The sequence below is a fragment of the Isoptericola variabilis 225 genome (assembly GCF_000215105.1).
GTDB classification, from domain to species: domain Bacteria; phylum Actinomycetota; class Actinomycetes; order Actinomycetales; family Cellulomonadaceae; genus Isoptericola; species Isoptericola variabilis_A.
The window spans coordinates 799,171-817,346 of the sequence record NC_015588.1 but is presented as its reverse complement, the minus strand read 5'-3'; the positions used below and the strand labels follow the sequence as shown (position 1 = coordinate 817,346).

Below are 18,176 nucleotides of genomic sequence, written 5' to 3'. Positions count from 1 at the left end.
GGACGGGCGTCAGCCGACGCCCGGCGCGGTGAAGGCGAGGAACGTGATCATCGCGGCCGAGCCCCAGCAGAGCAGGACGTCGAAGCCGCGGCTGCGCACGACCAGTCCGGGAGGCCCGTCGGGCGCGACCGCGCGCCACGTCCCGGCGACGGCGAGCGTCGCCGCGACGGCGAGCGCGCCTGCCCGGGCGCTCAGGGTCACGCCGAGCACGACCGCGAGGAGGATCCCGGCCGTCGCCAGCAGGATCGCGCGGACCGGGCTGGGCCGTGCCGGGCGTTCGGCGGGCGGCGCGGGCACGACCGCGTCCCACGCGGGCCGCGGGGGCGTCACGGGCCGCGACGCCGGGTCGGGCTGCGGGGCACGGGGATCCACGGCAGCCGAGCCTACCGTCGGCCGGGCACGCGCCCGGCACGGGTTAGCGTGAGCGTCGTGCAGCACGACACCTCCCCCGCCCGCCCCGCGGCGCGCCCGGTCCCGGACTCCGTCGTGGTCGTCGGCGCCGGCCTGGCCGGGGCGCAGACCGTCGCCGCGCTGCGCGCGCACGGGTTCGACGGCCGCCTCACGCTGCTCGGCGCCGAGGGCGTGCCGCCCTACGACCGTCCGCCGCTGTCGAAGGAGCTGCTCACGCGTCCCGAGCCCGTGTGGCTCAGCGACGACATCGGCGTCGACGTCGCGTCGCTCGCCGACGACCTCCGGCTCGCCGAGCCCGCGACCGCGCTCGCGTCGACGCCGGACGCCGTCGTCGTGACCACCGCCTCGGGCGGCGAGCTGCGCGCGGACGCCGTCGTGCTCGCCGTCGGTGCCGAGGCCGTGAAGCCCACGGGCTGGGACGACGCGGTCGTCCTGCACACGGCGGACGACGCCGCACGGCTGCGCGCCGCCCTGCGCCCCGGTCTGCGGCTCGTGGTCGTGGGCGCGGGCTGGGTCGGCGCGGAGGTCGCCGGCGTCGCGGCCGGCGCCGGGGCCGACGTCACGGTCGTCGAGGCCGCCTCGGCGCCGCTCGAGCGCCAGCTCGGGGCCGGCGTCGGCGCGCACCTGGCCGGCTGGTACGCCGACGCCGGCGTCCGGCTGCTCACCGGCGCGCCCGTCGCCGAGGTGCGCGACGACGTCGTGCGGCTCGCGGACGGGCGCTCGCTCGCGGCCGACCTCGTGCTCGCCGCGGTCGGCGCACGGCCGGCGTCCGCCTGGCTCGCGGGCAGCGTCCCGCTCGACGCGCGCGGCACGGTGCCCGCGGGTCCCGACGGCGCGGTGCCCGGGCACCCGCGCGTCTGGGCCGTGGGCGACGTCGCCTCGCGCGCGCACCCCGTCTTCGGCACGGTCCCCGGAGGGCACTGGTCGGCCGCGCTCCACGACCCCGACGTCACCGCCCGCGCGATGCTCGGCCTCGAGCCCGGGCCGGGGCACGCGCCGTACGTGTTCTCGCGCCAGCTCGGGCACGACCTGGCGCTGCTCGGGCTCCCGGGCACCGGGCCCGTCGCCTGGCGCGGCGAGCCGGGCGGCCCGGGCCCGTGGGCGGCGTTCTACCTCGACGGGGACGAGCGGGGCGAGCACGGCACGGGCGCGGCCGACGGCGTCGCCACGGTCCGCGCCGTGCTGCTCGTCGACTCGCCGCGCGAGGTCGGTGCCGTGCGCCGGCTCATGAACCGCGGCGAGCCGCTGCGCCTGGACCTCGAGCGCGCCACCGACCCCGCGACGCGCCTCCGCGACGCCGTCGCCGACCCTGCGAGGTAGCGCTCGATCCGCCGAGGTAGCGCTCGATCCGCCGAGGTAGCGCTGGAAAGCCGCGCTACTTCGCGAGATCCAGCGCTACTTCGCGGGATCCTGCGCTACCTCGTCAGTGGGCGAAGTGCCGCGCCCCGGTGAGGTACATCGTCACGCCGGCGGCCTTCGCGGCCTCGACGACCTCCTCGTCGCGGATCGAGCCGCCCGGCTGCACGACGGCGCGCACCCCGGCGTCGAGCAGCACCTGCAGGCCGTCGGCGAACGGGAAGAACGCGTCGGACGCCGCGACGGCGCCGCGCGCGCGCTCGACCGGTCCGGACTCGCCCTCGGCGAGCGTGTTGGCCCGCTCGACCGCGAGACGGCAGGAGTCGACGCGGTTGACCTGCCCCATGCCGATGCCGACGGCGGCCCCGCCCGACGCGAGCAGGATCGCGTTCGACTTCGCCGCGCGCACCGCGCGCCACGCGAACGCGAGATCGGCGAGCGTCGCCTCGTCGGCGGGCTCGCCGGCCGCGAGCGTCCACGACGCCGGGTCGTCGCCCTCGGCCTGGAACCGGTCGACCTCCTGGATGAGCAGGCCGCCCGAGACGGGCCGCAGCTCGACGGGCGCGGTCGGGGCGCCCTCGACGACGAGCAGGCGGACGTTCTTCTTGGCCTGGAGCACCTCGAGCGCCTCGGGCTCGAAGCCCGGCGCCACGACCACCTCGGTGAAGACCGGGGCGATCTGCTCGGCCGCCGCGCGCGTGACGACACGGTTCGCCGCGATGACGCCACCGAACGCCGAGACCGGGTCGGTCGCGTGGGCCTTGGCGTGCGCCTCGGCGACGTCGGCGCCGACGGCGATGCCGCACGGGTTGGCGTGCTTGATGATCGCGACGGCCGGCTCGTCGAAGTCGTGCGCGGCGCGCCACGCCGCGTCGGCGTCGACGTAGTTGTTGTAGCTCATGGCCTTGCCGTGCAGCTGGGTCGCGTTCGCGACGCCGGAGGCGCTGTCCGTGCGCGTGTACAGGGCCGCCTTCTGGTGCGGGTTCTCGCCGTAGCGCAGGACGTCGGCGCGCTCCCAGGTGGCGCCCGCGACGTCGGGCATGCCGCTCTCGCGCGCCGCGTCGTCGGGCGCGTAGGCGCTCGCGAACCACGACGCGACCGCGACGTCGTACTGCGCGGTGTGCGCGAACGCGGCGGCCGCGAGCCGCTTGCGCTGCGCGAAGGTGAAGCCGCCGGCCTCGACGGCCGCGACGACGTCGTCGTAGCGCGCCGGGTCCACGACGACCGCGACGCTCGGGTGGTTCTTCGCGGCGGCCCGGACCATCGACGGCCCGCCGATGTCGATCTGCTCGACGACGGCGTCGGGCGCCGCGCCGGAGGCCACGGTCGCGGCGAACGGGTAGAGGTTGACGACGACGAGCTCGAACGTCTCGATCTCGAGCTCGGCGAGCTGGTCGAGGTGGTCCTGCTTGCGGGTGTCGGCCAGGATCCCGGCGTGCACGCGCGGGTGCAGCGTCTTGACGCGACCCTCGAGGCACTCGGGGAAGCCGGTGAGGTCCTCGACCTTGGTCACGGGCACGCCCGCCTCGGCGATGCGGGCCGCGGTCGAGCCGGTCGAGACGAGCTCGACGCCGGCCGCGTGCAGCGCGGTGGCCAGGTCGACCAGGCCGGTCTTGTCGTACACGCTGAGCAGGGCCCGCTTCACGGGGCGCTGCGTGTCGTCGGACAGCTGGACGTCGGGGGCGGAGGGGGCGCCGGACATGAGGTCTCCTCGGGTGATGGGCCTTCGTGGAGACCCTGGCACCCAGGCGGGCGGCGCGCATCGTGGGTCTGTCGGCCGCTCCCCGGTGGTTGTCCACCCTCGCCAGTCACGGCCGGGGCCAGTCTACCCGCCGGAGGTCACGCGTCGATCGCGTCGTCGGCCCAGGTGTCCGGCCGACCGATCCTCCACAGCGACCGGACGAACGTCAGCGCGACGACGGTGACGACGAGGAGCCCGGCGAGCGCCCCGAGCGCGACCCCGACGCCCGCCGCGGCGAGCAGCCCGCTGCCGGCCAGCGGCGCGAGCGGTCCTGCCGCCAGCCCGGACAGGCTCATCACGGAGGAGAACCGGCCCTGCATCTGCGGGGGCGTGACGGCGGCGGCGTAGCCCGCGAGCGCCGCGTTCGCTGCCGGCACGAGGAGCACCATGGCGGCGAAGATCGCCACGTAGCCGGCGTAGGTGCCCACCACGGTCATCGCGACGGCGCCCGCCGCGACGAGCGCGAGCGCGCCCACCACGATCGGGCCGACGCGCAACCGCCGCACGAGCGCCGGTGCGAGCACCGCGCCGGTGAGCATCGACGCGCCGAGCGCCGCGTTGAGCAGACCGCTGTGCAGCGGGTCCGTACCGGTGCGCACGAGCTCGAGGTTGACGGCCACGAGCATGCCGTTGACGGCGACGTTGATCACGACGAAGAGCCCGAGGCACGCGCGGAACAGCGGCCGGTAGAGCGTGTAGGCCAGCCCGGCACGCAGGGCCGCGAGCGGTCGCGTGGCGCGCGCGTCGGCGACGTCCCCGTTGAGCGGCTCGCGCACGAACCAGGCGCACACCGCCTCGCCGACGAGCTCGTCGCGCTCCAGGAGCGCTAGGCGGACCGGGCGCTCGACGCCGCGCGCCGCGCCCCCGACGAGGCACGCGAGCCCTACCAGGTCCTCATCGGGTTCGGTCCGCGCGACCCAGCCTGAGCACGTGCCCGGTGCCCGCCGATCCGGCTAGCGCCCGACGACCGCGCGGCGGCCGTCGACGCGCAGGCCCTCGCGCGCGACGCGGCCCACGGTCTCGACCAGCAGCGCACGCTCGGCGACCTTGATCCGCTCGTGGAGCGAGGCCTCGTCGTCGCCGTCGACGACCGGCACGGCCGCCTGGGCGATGATCGGTCCGGTGTCGACGCCGGTGTCGACGACGTGCACCGTGCACCCGGTGACCTTGACGCCGTACGCGAGCGCGTCGCGCACGCCGTGCGCGCCCGGGAACGAGGGCAGCAGCGCCGGGTGGGTGTTGACGATCCGCCCGGCGAACCGGTCGACGAACGACGGGGCGAGGATGCGCATGAAGCCCGCGAGCACCACGTAGTCCGGCCGGAAGACCGCGACCGCCTCGGCCATGCCGACGTTCCACGCGGCCCGGTCCTCGAAGTCGGCGGGCGCCACGACGACCGACGCGACCCCCGCGTCGCGCGCGAGCCGCAGGGCGCCCGCTTCGGGCTTGTCCGAGACGACGCCGACCACGCGCGCGCCGTAGGCAGGGTCGTCGTGCGCCGCGAGCAGCGCGGCGAGGTTGGACCCTCCGCCCGAGGCGAGGACGACCAGGCGGGCCTGCGTGGTGGACTCGACGGGGTGACCGGAGGGCGTCTGCACGGCCCCCACCCTAGCGCCGGGCCGGGTCGCGCCGGTCGGGTCACGCCTCGTCGGTCGCGCCTCGTCGGGTCACGCCTCGTCGGGTCCGGCCGCTCGCGTCGTCCGCAGGTGCGCGGCCGCCAGCACGAGCGCGGCGCCGACCCCCACCTCGGCGGCGACCGTCGCGCCGACGAGCACCGGGTCCGCGCCGACGACCGAGAGCCGCCCCGGCCCGACCGCTCCCCCGGCCCACCACTCGAGCAGGCCGACGCCGGCGCCGGGGGCGACGACGACGCCACCGGCGACCCAGGCCAGGTCGGCCCACCGCACGAGCGACGGCTCGAGCGAGCGCCACGCGTACCAGCCGGCGAGGGCCCCGCAGCCGACGACGACGGCGGGGAGCCAGACGGCGTACGGCGACGACCAGTCGGGTCCCGGCAGCGCCCCGAGGATCGGCAGCGCGGGCAGCGGCCCGGCCGTCGTGCCGGACACCGCGAACTGCGTCTCGTGCCCGACGGCGAAGCCCGGGCCGGCGACCCAGGCGACGGCCCACAGCACGAGGTTGGGCAGCAGGGCGAGCTGGGCGACGGCCAGGACGCCTCCGCCGAGCCAGCCGGGCTCGAGCCCGGCGACGATGTCGTCCGACGTCGCGCGGCCCGCGAGCACCCAAACGGCCGTGAGCGCCGCGCCCGCCGCGAGCACGGCCAGCACGCCCACGCCGCCGGCGCGCAGGCCGAGGCGCAGGACGTCGGGGACGTGCGGCTCGAGCCGTGCCGGGAGGGCGGGCGCCGGGCCGTCCGGCGCGGCGAGGATCCCGAGCGCGGCTCCCGCTCCCCCGACCAGGACGCCCGCGAGGAGCCCGAGTGCGGCGCGCACGGCCGGGTCGGCGTCCGGGCCGCGGGTGAGGACGGCCGCGGCCGTGGTCACGGCGGCGTAGAGGCCGGTCGCGCCGACCCAGGCGGCGAGCGTCGGCAGCGCCGAGCGCTTGGCGGCGACGTAGACCGTGAACAGCGCGAGCGCCCCGATGCCGAGCGGGACCACCGTGACCGTGCCGACGCCGGCCGCGAGCGGCACCCCGTGCCCGAGCAGCCAGAGGCCGGTCGCGACGCCCGCGGCCGAGGCGAGGTCGCCCGCGTCGGCACCGGTGCCCACCGCCGCGGCGACCGAGAGCAGGCACACCACGGCGAACGACAGGACGACGCCCTGCACCGCGGCCCAGGCCCCCGACGTGACGGCCGTCGCGCGCTCCCCGCGACGAGGGTCGCGCGGGCCGGAGGGGGCGGGCTCGACGGTGCGGGTGCTGCGGGTGGTGCCGGTGGTGCTCACGCGCCCATCGTCACCCGGCGAGGCCCGGGACCCGTCGAGCCCACGCCGGGGCGGACGCACGAGCGCCGAGGTACCGGGTTCCCCGGCGAGGTACCGACGCAGGGTCGGTGTCTCGCCGGGAACCCGGTACCTCGGCGCCGGTGTGGGAGAACCGTCAGCGGTTCTCGAGGATCTCCCGCATGAGCGCGGCGGTCTCGGACGGCGTCTTGCCGACCTTGACGCCGGCGGCCTCGAGGGCCTCCTTCTTGGCGGCCGCGGTGCCGGACGAGCCCGAGACGATGGCGCCCGCGTGACCCATGGTCTTGCCCTCGGGCGCGGTGAAGCCCGCGACGTAGCCGACGACCGGCTTGGTGACGTTCTCCTTGACGAACGCCGCCGCGCGCTCCTCGGCGTCGCCGCCGATCTCGCCGATCATGACGATGGCCTCGGTCTCGGGGTCGGCCTCGAACGCGGCGAGCGCGTCGATGTGCGTCGTGCCGATGATCGGGTCGCCGCCGATGCCGACCGCCGTCGAGAACCCGAAGTCCCGCAGCTCGTACATCATCTGGTAGGTCAGCGTGCCCGACTTCGACACGAGGCCGATCCTGCCGGGGCCCGTGATGTTCGCCGGGATGATGCCGACGTTCGACTTGCCGGGGCTGATGACGCCCGGGCAGTTCGGGCCGACGAGGCGGACCCCGGCGGCCTTCGCGAGCGTGTAGAACTCGGCGGTGTCCGCGACCGGCACGCCCTCGGTGATGATGACGACGAGCGGCATCGCCGCCTCGATCGCCTCGACCACGGCGGCCTTGGTGAACGCCGGCGGGACGAAGATGACGGAGACGTCGGCGCCCGTCTCCTTCATCGCCTCGGCGACCGAGCCGAACACCGGGATGCTCCGGCCCTCGATCTCGACGGCGGTGCCGGCCTTGCGCGGGTTCACGCCGCCGACGATGTTCGTGCCCGACGCGAGCATGCGCGTCGTGTGCTTCATGCCCTCCGAGCCGGTCATCCCCTGGACGATGACCTTGGAGTCCTCGTTGATGAAGATCGCCATGTCTGTGTCTGCTTCTCTCTCGAACTCTCGGGCGGGCTCAGGCGTTGGCCAGCTCGGCGGCCTTGTCGGCCCCGCCGTCCATGGTCTCGGCCAGGGTCACGAGCGGGTGGTTCGCCTCGGTGAGGATGCGGCGGCCCTCCTCGACGTTGTTGCCGTCGAGGCGCACGACGAGCGGCTTGTTCTCCTTGTCGCCCAGGATCTCGAGGGCCTGCACGATGCCGTTCGCGACGGCGTCGCAGGCGGTGATCCCGCCGAAGACGTTGACGAAGACGCTCTTGACCTGGGGGTCGGACAGGATGACGTCGAGGCCGGCCGCCATGACGGCCGCCGAGGCGCCGCCGCCGATGTCCAGGAAGTTCGCCGGCTTGACGCCGCCGTGCTTCTCGCCGGCGTACGCGACGACGTCGAGCGTGCTCATGACGAGGCCCGCGCCGTTGCCGATGATGCCGACCTCGCCGTCGAGCTTGACGTAGTTGAGGTCGTTCTCCTTGGCCTTGGCCTCGAGCGGGTCGGCCGCGGCCGTGTCCTCGAGCTCCTCGTGCTCGGGGTGGCGGAACGACGCGTTATCGTCGAGCGAGACCTTGCCGTCGAGGGCGACGATCTGGCCGTCCTCCGTCTTGACCAGCGGGTTGACCTCGACGAGCGTGGCGTCCTCGGCCTTGTAGACCGTCCACAGCTTCTGGATCACGTCGGCGACGGCGTCCTTGAGGTCGTCCGCGAAGCCCGCGGCCTCGACGATCTCGGCGGCCTTGGCAGCGTCGATGCCGACGGTCGGGTCGACCGGGACCTTGGCGAGCGCCTCGGGGCGCTCGACGGCGAGCTGCTCGATCTCCATGCCGCCCTCGACCGAGCACATCGCCAGGTAGGAGCGGTTCGCGCGGTCCAGGAGCACCGAGAAGTAGTACTCCTCGGCGATCTTGGCGCCCTGCGCGATCATCACGCGGTGGACCGTGTGGCCCTTGATGTCCATGCCGAGGATCTCGCGCGCCTTCTCGGCCGCCTCCTCGGGCGAGTGGGCCAGCTTCACGCCGCCGGCCTTGCCACGGCCGCCGGTCTTGACCTGGGCCTTGACGACCACGGTGCCGCCGCCGAGCTTCTCGGCGCCCGCGCGGGCCTCCTCGGGCGTCGTCGCGACGACCCCGCCCAGCACGGGCACGCCGTGCTTCTCGAAGATGTCGCGCGCCTGGTATTCGAACAGGTCCACCCTGCTGCGTCCTTCCGTCTGATGCGCCGTGTGCGGCATGACCGATGTCTCGACATCAAGACATCCCGGTCCAGGGTAGACCGGCCGCGCCAGGCGGCCTATCCCCACCCCCGGGTCTACACCCCCGACGTGACAGATTCCACACGGCCCTGTCAGAAGCCCGGTGGGCCAGAGCCCACCCGCCTTCTGACACGGAGAGAGCGGCCGTCAACCGGGGTGGACGATCCGCAGCGCGTCAACCTAGGTTGACATCATGATCCAGCAGACGCTCGTCGACGCCGCCGGGGACGACCCCGCCCAGGGACTGCGTGCCGTCCGGTCGCTGCGCGAGCTCGCGGACCGGCTCGAGGCGCTCCAGGTCGCCCGGGCCCGCGAGCTCGGGTGGTCGTGGCAGCAGATCGCCGACGAGCTCGGCGTCACCAAGCAGGCGGTCAACAAGAAGCACGGCAGGAGGTAGCCATGTTCGAGAGGTTCACCGAGGACCGCGCGGTCGGCGGTGCAGGGCGCGGTCGTCGTCGCCGACCAGCTCCGCTCGGTCGGCGTCGACGTCGAGGCCGTGCGCGCGCGGGCAGAGGCGACCTTCGGCCCCGGTGCCCTGGACCGCGGTCCGCACCGTCGCCGCAGGCGCCGCCGGCACCGCTGGCCCTTCACCGCGGACGCGAAGAAGGCGCTCGAGCTGTCGCTGCGCGAGGCGGTCCGCCTCGGCGACCGTCACATCGAGGGCGCGCACGTGCTGCTCGGCATGCTGCGCGCCGAGTGCCCGGCGGGCCGGGTCCTCGAGCCCGCGCTGCACGACGCCGGCACGGACGTCCCCGCGCTGCGCACCGCCGTCGAGCGGCACCGCCGCGCGGCCTGACGCCTCACCGCGCCCGGCCGGGCTCCAGCAGCGCCTGCCCCTCGGTCGTCCACTGCACGAGCAGGAGCGTCGCGTCGTCCTGCAGCACGTCGTCCTGGTGCTGCATGACCGCGCGCACGAGCCGGTCCACGATCTCGGGAAGCGGGATGCCCTGCGCCGACTCGCGCTCGAGCACGTCGACGAGCCGCGGGAGCCCGAAGGTCCTGCCCTCCGCGTCGCGCGCCTCGGGGATGCCGTCGGTGTACAGGACGATCGTGTCGCCCGGCTCGAGGTGCTCCTCGCCGAGCGTGACGCCCGTGCGCATCTCGAGCCCGAGCAGCGGACGGCGCCCGCTCGCGAGCTTCTTGACGACGTGTCCCCTGCGCATGACGAGCGGGCTCGGGTGCCCCGCCACGAGGTAGCGCAGGCGCCCGGTCGTCGTGTCGAGCTCGCCGAAGACCGCCGTCGCGTACACCGAGCCGCCGAACTGCGCCTCGAGCGTGCGGTGCACCGACTCGGCCTGCTCGAACAGGCCCTTGCCGTTGCGCCGCGCGTTCCGGTAGGCCGCCAGACCCGCCGCCGAGGCGAGCCCGGCCGCCAGGTCGTGACCCGTGGCGTCGAGGACGACGAACGACGCCGACGTCGGCCCGAGCGCGTAGTCGAAGACGTCGCCGCCCACCTCGTACGCCGGCTCGAGGCGGCCCGCCACGACGACCGCGTCCGTGCCGGCGGTGAGCGGCGGCAGCAGGCTCCACACGAGCTCGGCCTCGGTCGTGCGCGGGCGGCGGCGCCGCAGCGCGTCGAGCCCGTCGCCGTACGCGTCGAGGACGGTCACGAGGTGCCCGAGCAGGTGGGTGATCCACCAGCACGTGCGGCGCAGCTCGGGGTCGTCGAGGTCGGTGCCCTCGAGCGCGACGACGCGCAGCACGCCGATGCGCTCGACGCCGTCGATCACCGGCACCCAGAGGCACGGGCGCCCGTCGACCGTCGCCTCGACGGTCCGCAGCGCCCGGAACGCACGGCCCGCGACCGTGCCCTCGATCTGCACCGGCTCACCCGCGTCTCCCCCGTCGCCCCCCGTCGCCGGCACGGGCACGAGCACGCGGAACTGGTAGTCGGCCACGTAGGCCAGCGCCTCCACGCCCAGGCGGGAGGCGGTCTCCCGGACGGCGTCGCCGATCGCCTCGGGCGGGACGAGGTGCGTGCCGACGAGCAGCTCGACCAGCGCCGCGAGCGGGCCGTCGGGCAGGTCGTCCGCGCCGTGCCGGGCGCGGGTGCGCTCGCGCGCGGGTGCCCTGCCGACGAGGCGCTCGACCGCGAGCGCCAGGCGGTCGCGCTCGTGCGCGGGCAGCTCGGCGGAGCCGTCGAGGAAGGCGCGCACCGCCGCGCGGTCGGCCCGGCCGCCGAGGGCCCGGTACCCGGACCAGGCGTCCTCGACCGTGGACCGCGCGTGCACGAGAGCGGCTCGGATGCGACGACGCTGCGCCTCGGCGGTGGCCATGCTCCAGCATGGTGCCCCGGGGGCCTGTCCGTGCGCCCGGGGACCGGGTGAAAGAGCGGCCCGTCAGAGCTTGACGACCGGCGAGTACCGCAGCAGCAGCCGCTTCGTGCCGTCGGAGCCGAAGTCGATCCGGGCCACCGTGTTGGGACCCGTGCCCTCGAGCCCGACGACGGTGCCGAGCCCGTAGGCGTCGTGCGTGACCTTGTCGCCCACCTCGAGGCTCGGGACGTCCGCCGCCCGCCGCGGCGTCGCCGAGCCGAACGTCGCCGTGCCCGACGACGGCGCCCCCGCCGTTCCGGCCGGCCCAGCCGCCCGCCGACCGTCTCGGTGCGCGCGGTCGCGGGCCGGCGCGACTCGCCGCCCCGGCGCTCGCCCCACGTCGCGCCGCCGGAGCGCGGGCGGTCGCCCCACGCCGAGCCGCCGCGCCGCAGCACCTGCGTCGACGACTCGCGCCGCCGCCAGTCCCACAGCTGCTCGGGGATCTCCTCGAGGAAGCGCGACGGCGGGAACTCGTTGGCCATGCCCCACGCGGAGCGCACCGCCGACCGCGTGAGGTAGAGCCGCTCGCGCGCGCGGGTGAGGCCCACGTAGGCGAGCCGGCGCTCCTCGGCGAGCTCGGCGTCGTCGTGCAGCGACCGCATGTGGGGGAACGTGCCGTCCTCCATGCCCGTGAGGAACACGACCGGGAACTCGAGCCCCTTGGCGGTGTGCAGCGTCATGAGCGTGACGACGCCGGCGTCCTCCTTGGGTGCCTCCTCGGCGGCGCCGTCGGCGACGTCCTCGTCGGGGATCTGGTCGCTGTCGGCGACGAGCGAGACCCGCTCCAGGAAGTCGGCGAGGTCGCCCTCGGGGTCGAGCTCGGTGAACTCCGTCGCCACCGCGTGCAGCTCGGCGAGGTTCTCGACGCGCGAGGCGTCCTGCGGGTCGTCCGACGCGCGCAGCTCGGCCAGGTACCCGGTACGGTCCAGCACCTCGCCGAGGATCGTCGCGGGCGTCGCGCCGTCGTCGACCAGGGCGCGCAGCTCGGCCATCATGTCGCGGAACGCGAGCAGCGGCCTGAGCGTGCGCGTCGTCATGCCGGGGATCTCGTCCGCGCGCTCGAGCGCCGCCCCGAACGAGATGCGCTCGCGGTCCGCGAACGACGCCACGAGCGACTCCGCGCGGTCCCCGAGCCCGCGCTTGGGCACGTTGAGCACGCGTCGCAGGTTGACGTCGTCGTCCACGTTGGCCAGCGCGCGCAGGTACGCGATCGCGTCCTTGACCTCGCGCCGCTCGTAGAACCGGGTGCCGCCCACGACCTTGTACGGCAGCCCGACGCGGATGAGGACCTCCTCGAGCGCACGCGACTGCGCGTTGGTGCGGTAGAAGACCGCGACGTCGCCCGGGCGCACGCCCTCGGCGTCGCCGAGCCGGTCGATCTCCTCGGCGACGAACCGCGCCTCGGCGTGCTCGTCGTCGGCGACGTAGCCCACGATCTTCGCCCCGGCGCCCGCGTCGGTCCACAGCCGCTTGGGCTTGCGGTCCGGGTTGCGCGAGATGACGGCGTTGGCCGCCTCGAGGATGTTCTGCGTCGAGCGGTAGTTCTGCTCGAGCAGGACCGTCCGCGCGTCGGGGTAGTCCGCCTCGAACTCGACGATGTTGCGGATCGTCGCGCCGCGGAACGCGTAGATCGACTGGTCGGCGTCGCCGACGACGGTCAGCTCGGCCGGGTCGAGGTCGCTCCCGTGACCGGCGAGCTCGCGCACGAGGACGTACTGCGCGTGGTTGGTGTCCTGGTACTCGTCGACGAGGATGTGGCGGAACCGGCGGCGGTAGTGCTCCGCGACGTTGGGGAACGCCTGGAGCAGGTTCACCGTCGTCATGATGATGTCGTCGAAGTCCAGCGCGTGGGCCTGGGCCAGGCGTGCCTGGTAGCGGCGGTAGACGTCGGCCAGCACCGTGTCGAACTCGGGCACCGACGGCGCGGCGAGCCCGCCCCCACGGGCCGCGCGCTCGCGCCAGCCCTCCTCGGTCGCGTCCGCGCCCGACTTCTGCGCGTAGGTGTCCGGGTCGACGAGCTCGTTCTTGAGGTCGCTGATCTTGTTCGCGAGCGAGCGCGCCGGGTACTTCTTCGGGTCGAGGTTGAGCTCGCGCGTCACGAGCGTGATGAGGCGCTGGGAGTCGGCGGCGTCGTAGATCGAGAAGCTGCTCCGCAGGCCCAGGGTCTTGGCCTCCTTGCGCAGGATGCGCACGCACGCCGAGTGGAACGTCGAGACCCACATGCGGCTCGCCGACGGCCCCACGAGCTGCTCGACGCGCTCGCGCATCTCCGCCGCGGCCTTGTTGGTGAACGTGATCGCGAGGATCTCGCCCGAGCGCGCCCGACCGGTCGCGAGCAGGTGCGCGATGCGGTGCGTGAGCACGCGCGTCTTGCCCGAGCCCGCGCCCGCGACGATGAGCAGCGGCGAGCCGTGGTGCACGACGGCGGCCCGCTGCTGCGGGTTGAGCCCCTCGAGCAGCGCGTCGGGGTCGAGGTGCGCGTAGGCGCCCCGCGCCCGCGGCTGCTCCTCCCGGTCCTGCGGCCCGACGGCGTCCCGCACCCAGTCGGGGACGCCCTCGGCCGGCTCGTCGTCCCAGCGCGGGGCCGTGGACGGGAGGCGCGCGGCGTCGTCGCGCGACGTCGGTGCGAGGCCGGGGAGCGAGAGGCTGTCGAAGAGGGAGGTCATCGTGGGACAAGCCTAGGCGCCCGGGCCGACACCCGGGTCCGGCCGCGGCACCGGTTTGACCCTCCCGCGACGGGAGGCTCGATGCTGGTCGCATGGTGAGCATCGGTGAGGTCTCGAGCATGACCGGACTGTCCGTCAAGGCGCTGCGCCACTACGACGACACGGGCCTCCTGCGTCCCGCGGAGGTCGACCCCGTGTCGCGCTACCGGCGCTACGGCGTCGACCAGGTGCGCCCGGGCGTCGTCGTGCGGGCGCTGCGCGACGCGGGGGTGCCGTTGCGGGAGGTCGCGCAGGCGCTCGAGGGCGACCCGGCCGACGTCCTCGCGCGCCACCGTGACCGGGTCCTGCGCGAGCGCGAGCGCGAGGACCGTGCGCACGACACCGCCCGCCGGGTGCTCGCGACGCTCACGGCGCCGGTCGACGTGGTCGAGCGGACCGTCCCGGCCCTGCCCTACGCGGGCCGCGTGCTCGTCGTCGACGCCGACCCCGACGACGCGGCCGACGTACGCGAGACCGACGCCGAGGCGAACGCGCTCCTCGGCGACCTGGCGGCCGCGCTCCAGGAGGAGGGCGCCGGCCCGGTGGGGCCGTTCTGGACCACGATGCGCCCCGGTCCCCGTCCCGAGCAGGTCGAGCTCGTCCTGTGCTGGCCCACGGTGCGGCCGCTCCCGCGGGGCTGGGGCGGCGACGACGTCGAGACCGGCGAGCTGCCCGCGCGCCGCGAGCTCGCCGTGCGCCTGCCCGCGGCCGACGTCGACGACGTGCCGCCCGGCGTCGTGCACCCCGCCGCGCTCGCGCTCTTCGACGCGGCCGCGGCGCGCGACGTCGAGCCGCTCGAGGGCTCGCTGCGGCAGACGGTCGTCGTCGCCGACGGCGACGTGCCCCGGGTCGAGCTGTCGATGACGGTGGCCTAGCCGGCCGCGCGCCGCAGGCGCATGGGGGTGTGCGGGATCCCGTCCTCGAGGAACTCCGCGCCGTCGGGCACGAACCCGAACCGGCCGTACCAGCCCACGAGCGGGGACTGCGCGTCGAGCACGACGTCGCGCGCCTCCCCCGCCGCCTCGGCCGCCGCCACGGCGTCGAGCGCCGCCTGCATGAGCAGCGTCGACGCACCGGAGCCGCGGACGATGCGCGCGCACACGACGCGCCCGACCCGCCACTCGTCACCGTCGTCGAGCACGCGCGCGGTGCCCACGACGACGGGCGGCCCGTCGCCGTCGACGCCGCCGTCGCGCTCGAGGACGACGTGCCTCGTGCCCGGCTCGAGGTCGCGGCCGTCGAGGTCGGGGTACGGGCAGTCCTGCTCGACGACGAAGACGTCCTGCCGCAGCTTCCACACGGCGTACGCGGTGCGGGCGTCGAGCTCGTCGACCCCGGCCACGCGCACGCGCAGCCCGGTCGTCCCGGGCGCGGCGGCGGTCACCGGGCCACCGGGAGGTGACGCTCCCACCAGTCGAGGACGGTCTCGAAGCGCTGCAGCCGGTGCCGCGGACGGCCGGACCGCGACAGCTCGTGGTCCTCGCCGGGGAAGATCACGAGCTCGGCCTCGACGCCGTGCCGGCGCAGGGTCGCGTAGTAGCGCTCGGCCTGGCTCAGCGGGCAGCGCAGGTCGTCCTCGGAGTGCACGACGAGCGTGGGCGTGCGCACCCGGTCCGCCACGGCCTGCGGGCTCTGCGCCGCGACGGCCTCGGGCGACGCGCCGACGTACTCGAGGCCGAAGAACGAGCCGATGTCCGCGGTCCCGAAGAACGTCTCCGGGTCGAGGAAGCCGCGCTCGACGATCGCGCCGGCGAAGCGGTGGTCGTGCGCGACGGTCCAGGCGGTGAGGTACCCGCCGTACGAGCCGCCCATGATGCCGACGCGCTCGCCGTCGAGCCGCGCGTCCGACGCGAGCGCGCCGTCGAGGAAGTCGAGGACGTCGTGCAGGTCCACCGTGCCCATGGCCTGGCGGATCGCCCGGCCGTGCGCCTGCCCGTACGACGCCGACCCGCGCGGGTTGCAGTAGACGACCGCGTACCCGGCGTCCGCGAGCACCTGCGTCTCGTCGAACAGCCCGGGCGTGTAGGCGGCGAACGGGCCGCCGTGGATCATGAGGATCGTCGGGTGCGGGCCGTCGCCGTGCCGCGCGGGGTCGGGGACGGCGACCCAGCCGTGCACCGGGTACCCGTCCCGGCCGGTGACGGTGACCTCGGCCGGCGTGACGACCCCGGTCGCGCGCAGCGGCGCGGAGAAGTCGGTGAGACGCCGCGGCTCGCTCCCGCCGTCGACCACCCCGAGGTCCCCGTACGTCCCCGGGTCGCCGTACGCGACGACCGCGCAGCCGTCGGGCAGCGCGGCCGCGCCCGTGACGACGACCGGTCCGGACGTGAGCGCGGTGACGTCGCCCGAGCGCGCGACGCGAACGAGCTGCTGCGTGCCGCGCACCGCGGCGACCGCGAGCGCTCCGGCGGGCGTGAGCACGAGCGGCCCGGCCAGGTCGAGGTCCTCGGGCTCGGTGACGCGCCGCGGCGCCGCCCCGTCGGCGCGCACCGCGCCCTCGAGCAGGTAGAGGGCTGTGTTGCGCGCCACGAAGTCGCGCCCGTCCGGCCCGAGGTCCTGCGCGAGCAGCCACAGCGCGCCGTCCTCGTCGAGCTCGACGGCGTGGACGGCGAGGTTCGCCCCGGGCCCGACGGCGGTGGTCGCCTTGGGCTCGCCGTCGGCGGGCAGGTCCGCCAGGTCGAGCAGGAGGACGTCGCTGCGCAGATCCTCGTCCGCGCCGTCGTGGACGGCCGCGACGACGGCGAGCGTGCGGCCGTCGGGCGCGAACGCGAACGCGCCGTGGTCGACGGGCGCGACCGTCAGCCGGCGGGGCTCGGCGACGACGGGGCGCGGCTCGGCCGGGCCCTCGACGGACGGTGCGGGCTGGACGACGGGCTCGCCGTGGACGTCCGGGACGTCGACGAGGAAGAGGTGCTGCGGGCGGTCGCGGTGGTAGCCGAGCCCGTTCTGGCGGTAGCGCCACGTCGTGACGCGGCGCGGCGGCTCGGCGCCGGCGCCGAGGCCCTCGACCGTGCCGTACCGGCCCTGCTCGGGCTCGCGGCTCGCGAAGGCGAGGCGGGCGCCGTCGGGCGACCACCGGAAGTCCGTGACGCCGAGCCGCCGGTCGGTCACCGGGACGGGCTCGCCGCCGCGCGCGTCGACGACGAACAGCTGCGGCGGCCCGTCGGGCGTCGCGCGCAGGAAGGCGAGGAGCGACCCGTCGGGCGAGAACCGCGGCGCGGTGTCGCGGAAGCCGCGGGTCAGCCGGCGCGGCTCCCCGCCGTCGAGCGGCACGGTCCAGAGCTGGCCGACGTAGGCGTCGGCGTCGAGGTCGGGCCGCGTCACCGCCACGACCGCGCGCGAGCCGTCCGGGTGGACGGCGGGCGCGGAGACGGTGCGGACCAGCGGGAGATCGGTGGGGCGCACGGAGAGACGGTACCCGCTGACGGTGCGTGGCAGGACGTCAGGTGAGGACGAGCCCGACCCCCCAGGCGCCCGCGGCCACGAGGGCGCCGAGCAGCTGCACGAGGATCGTGATGCCCGTCGCCTGGACCGCCGCGAGCGTCGCGCGCCAGGCCGCCGTGCGGTCGCGCCGGCGCAGCAGCTCGGCGAGGAACACCGCGCCCACGAAGAACACGAACAACCCCACGACGGGGATGACGAAGAAGCCCACGACGCCCGCGAGGCCGCCCCACACGAGCGTCGACCAGGGCACCTCGGCCCGGCGCATGTGCCGCCCGGCGAGCACCCACTGCCCGAGCTCGGCGAGGCCGATCGCCACGGCGGCGACGGCGAAGACGACCCACGCCGTCGTGCCGCCCGTGACCCACGCCCACACGAGCACGGCCCCGAGGACCAGGATGCTGCCCGGCAGCACCTGCACGACGATGCCGACGAGGCCGACGAGGATCGCGGCCCCGACGAGCAGCTCCCCCAGCGCGCTCACAGCGCCGGTCCCGACGTCACCAGAAGACCGCGACCACGATGTTGACCAGCGTGAGCGCGCCGATCGTGTGCTTGAGACCCGGCGTCACGGGCCCGGTGCCGTTGTCGCGCTTGGCGCCCTGCCGCTTGGCGAGGAACGCGAGGACCGCGATGACGAGCGCGACGAGGAGCTTGACCGTCAGCTTGGTCCGGTCGACCTCGAAGCCCGCGTCGACGGCCCCCGACTCGAGCAGCCCCATCATCACGGCGCCCGCCACGAGCGCGGTCGCCGCGCCGTGGAACACGCCCCGGTACAGCCCGGGCGTGCGCAGGGACGCGAGGTAGCCGCCCAGGACGATGGCCCAGCCGACGAAGTGCAGGACGGCGACGACGTTGTAGAGGAACTCCATGGCCGCAGCCTATCCGCGGGCGCTCCGACGAGCCCGGACACCACCGTCCCACATGCTGGTCCCAGAATGCGGACACCAGGTTTCGCGAGGTGCCTCCCCCGGGATACCGTCTCCGCCATGACCACGGCCGCG

16 protein-coding genes, 1 pseudogene and 1 riboswitch are annotated in these 18,176 nt (G+C 75.4%); of the genes and pseudogenes, 4 read left to right on the top strand and 13 right to left on the bottom strand.

Annotated elements, in window-relative coordinates; all coding sequences use genetic code 11:
- Positions 1 to 9: 9 nt before the first annotated feature.
- Positions 10 to 372 (bottom strand): DUF3017 domain-containing protein, encoded by a 363-nt coding sequence (locus tag ISOVA_RS16380; RefSeq protein ID WP_186004566.1) that lies wholly within the window; start codon positions 370 to 372, stop codon positions 10 to 12.
- A 57-nt stretch (positions 373 to 429) separates the two neighbouring features.
- Here ISOVA_RS16380 and ISOVA_RS03855 point away from each other — a divergent pair, with 57 nt between their 5' ends.
- A complete protein-coding gene (locus tag ISOVA_RS03855; protein ID WP_186004565.1) occupies positions 430 to 1,731 on the top strand; it encodes an NAD(P)/FAD-dependent oxidoreductase in 1,302 nt (433 codons plus the stop codon).
- A gap of 103 nt (positions 1,732 to 1,834) precedes the next feature.
- Here ISOVA_RS03855 and purH read toward each other — a convergent pair whose 3' ends face one another.
- The 6 genes from purH to sucC all read right to left on the bottom strand — a co-directional run bounded on the left by purH (position 1,835) and on the right by sucC (position 8,651).
- Positions 1,835 to 3,469 carry a bifunctional phosphoribosylaminoimidazolecarboxamide formyltransferase/IMP cyclohydrolase gene (gene purH / locus ISOVA_RS03850; protein WP_013837944.1) on the bottom strand — a complete coding sequence of 545 codons (1,635 nt, stop codon included), beginning with the start codon at positions 3,467 to 3,469 and terminating at the stop codon, positions 1,835 to 1,837.
- A 33-nt stretch (positions 3,470 to 3,502) separates the two neighbouring features.
- A riboswitch (ZMP/ZTP riboswitch) is annotated at positions 3,503 to 3,589 on the bottom strand.
- Positions 3,590 to 3,606: 17 nt separating this feature from the next.
- Positions 3,607 to 4,284, bottom strand: coding sequence for an MFS transporter (locus ISOVA_RS03845; protein WP_143762045.1), 678 nt, complete (start codon positions 4,282 to 4,284; stop codon positions 3,607 to 3,609).
- A 177-nt stretch (positions 4,285 to 4,461) separates the two neighbouring features.
- Entirely contained in the window at positions 4,462 to 5,106 is a 645-nt protein-coding gene (gene purN / locus ISOVA_RS03840; protein ID WP_013837942.1) for a phosphoribosylglycinamide formyltransferase, read from the bottom strand.
- A 69-nt stretch (positions 5,107 to 5,175) separates the two neighbouring features.
- Positions 5,176 to 6,411: a cell division protein PerM gene (locus tag ISOVA_RS16700; protein ID WP_013837941.1), complete on the bottom strand. Its 1,236-nt coding sequence runs from the start codon at positions 6,409 to 6,411 to the stop codon at positions 5,176 to 5,178.
- A 154-nt stretch (positions 6,412 to 6,565) separates the two neighbouring features.
- Positions 6,566 to 7,447, bottom strand: a complete 882-nt coding sequence (gene sucD, locus ISOVA_RS03830) for a succinate--CoA ligase subunit alpha (protein WP_013837940.1) — start codon at positions 7,445 to 7,447, stop codon at positions 6,566 to 6,568.
- Positions 7,448 to 7,484: 37 nt separating this feature from the next.
- A complete protein-coding gene (gene sucC / locus ISOVA_RS03825) occupies positions 7,485 to 8,651 on the bottom strand; it encodes an ADP-forming succinate--CoA ligase subunit beta (protein WP_013837939.1) in 1,167 nt (388 codons plus the stop codon).
- A 253-nt stretch (positions 8,652 to 8,904) separates the two neighbouring features.
- Here sucC and ISOVA_RS03820 point away from each other — a divergent pair, with 253 nt between their 5' ends.
- Positions 8,905 to 9,108 carry a helix-turn-helix domain-containing protein gene (locus ISOVA_RS03820; RefSeq protein WP_013837938.1) on the top strand — a complete coding sequence of 68 codons (204 nt, stop codon included), beginning with the start codon at positions 8,905 to 8,907 and terminating at the stop codon, positions 9,106 to 9,108.
- Positions 9,109 to 9,147: 39 nt separating this feature from the next.
- Complete coding sequence (locus ISOVA_RS03815) at positions 9,148 to 9,507, top strand: Clp protease N-terminal domain-containing protein (RefSeq protein WP_013837937.1); 360 nt, start codon at positions 9,148 to 9,150, stop codon at positions 9,505 to 9,507.
- 4 nt (positions 9,508 to 9,511) lie between these two features.
- Here the strand turns inward: ISOVA_RS03815 and ISOVA_RS03810 are convergent, their stop codons facing one another.
- Positions 9,512 to 10,534, bottom strand: a complete 1,023-nt coding sequence (locus tag ISOVA_RS03810; protein ID WP_233275989.1) for a PP2C family protein-serine/threonine phosphatase — start codon at positions 10,532 to 10,534, stop codon at positions 9,512 to 9,514.
- Positions 10,535 to 11,050: 516 nt separating this feature from the next.
- Positions 11,051 to 13,692: pseudogene (locus ISOVA_RS03805) on the bottom strand (UvrD-helicase domain-containing protein).
- A 92-nt stretch (positions 13,693 to 13,784) separates the two neighbouring features.
- On the opposite strand from ISOVA_RS03805, the gene ISOVA_RS03800 reads away from it, so the two are divergent.
- Positions 13,785 to 14,606 carry a MerR family transcriptional regulator gene (locus ISOVA_RS03800; protein WP_013837934.1) on the top strand — a complete coding sequence of 274 codons (822 nt, stop codon included), beginning with the start codon at positions 13,785 to 13,787 and terminating at the stop codon, positions 14,604 to 14,606.
- Here the strand turns inward: ISOVA_RS03800 and ISOVA_RS03795 are convergent.
- From ISOVA_RS03795 to ISOVA_RS03780, 4 genes are read right to left on the bottom strand one after another with little or no spacing between them, the layout of a single operon-like run.
- Positions 14,603 to 15,115 carry a GNAT family N-acetyltransferase gene (locus tag ISOVA_RS03795; RefSeq protein WP_013837933.1) on the bottom strand — a complete coding sequence of 171 codons (513 nt, stop codon included), beginning with the start codon at positions 15,113 to 15,115 and terminating at the stop codon, positions 14,603 to 14,605. The genes ISOVA_RS03800 and ISOVA_RS03795 overlap by 4 nt on opposite strands.
- On the bottom strand, positions 15,112 to 17,136 hold the full coding sequence (locus tag ISOVA_RS03790) for a S9 family peptidase (protein WP_013837932.1): 2,025 nt from the start codon (positions 17,134 to 17,136) through the stop codon (positions 15,112 to 15,114). Before ISOVA_RS03790 ends, ISOVA_RS03795 begins: the two co-directional genes overlap by 4 nt.
- 37 nt (positions 17,137 to 17,173) lie before the next feature.
- Positions 17,174 to 17,656, bottom strand: coding sequence for a DUF456 domain-containing protein (locus tag ISOVA_RS03785; RefSeq protein WP_013837931.1), 483 nt, complete (start codon positions 17,654 to 17,656; stop codon positions 17,174 to 17,176).
- A gap of 16 nt (positions 17,657 to 17,672) precedes the next feature.
- Entirely contained in the window at positions 17,673 to 18,044 is a 372-nt protein-coding gene (locus tag ISOVA_RS03780) for a hypothetical protein (protein ID WP_013837930.1), read from the bottom strand.
- Positions 18,045 to 18,176 lie beyond the last annotated feature (132 nt).

Bases quoted from the DNA above. Each gene is read 5' to 3' on its own strand.
- purH (WP_013837944.1), bottom strand. From the start codon at position 3,469: ATGTCCGGCGCCCCCTCCGCCCCCGACGTCCAGCTGTCCGACGACACG.
- sucD (WP_013837940.1), bottom strand. From the start codon at position 7,447: ATGGCGATCTTCATCAACGAGGACTCCAAGGTCATCGTCCAGGGGATG.
- ISOVA_RS03820 (WP_013837938.1), top strand. From the start codon at position 8,905: ATGATCCAGCAGACGCTCGTCGACGCCGCCGGGGACGACCCCGCCCAG.
- ISOVA_RS03800 (WP_013837934.1), top strand. From the start codon at position 13,785: ATGGTGAGCATCGGTGAGGTCTCGAGCATGACCGGACTGTCCGTCAAG.
- ISOVA_RS03780 (WP_013837930.1), bottom strand. From the start codon at position 18,044: ATGGAGTTCCTCTACAACGTCGTCGCCGTCCTGCACTTCGTCGGCTGG.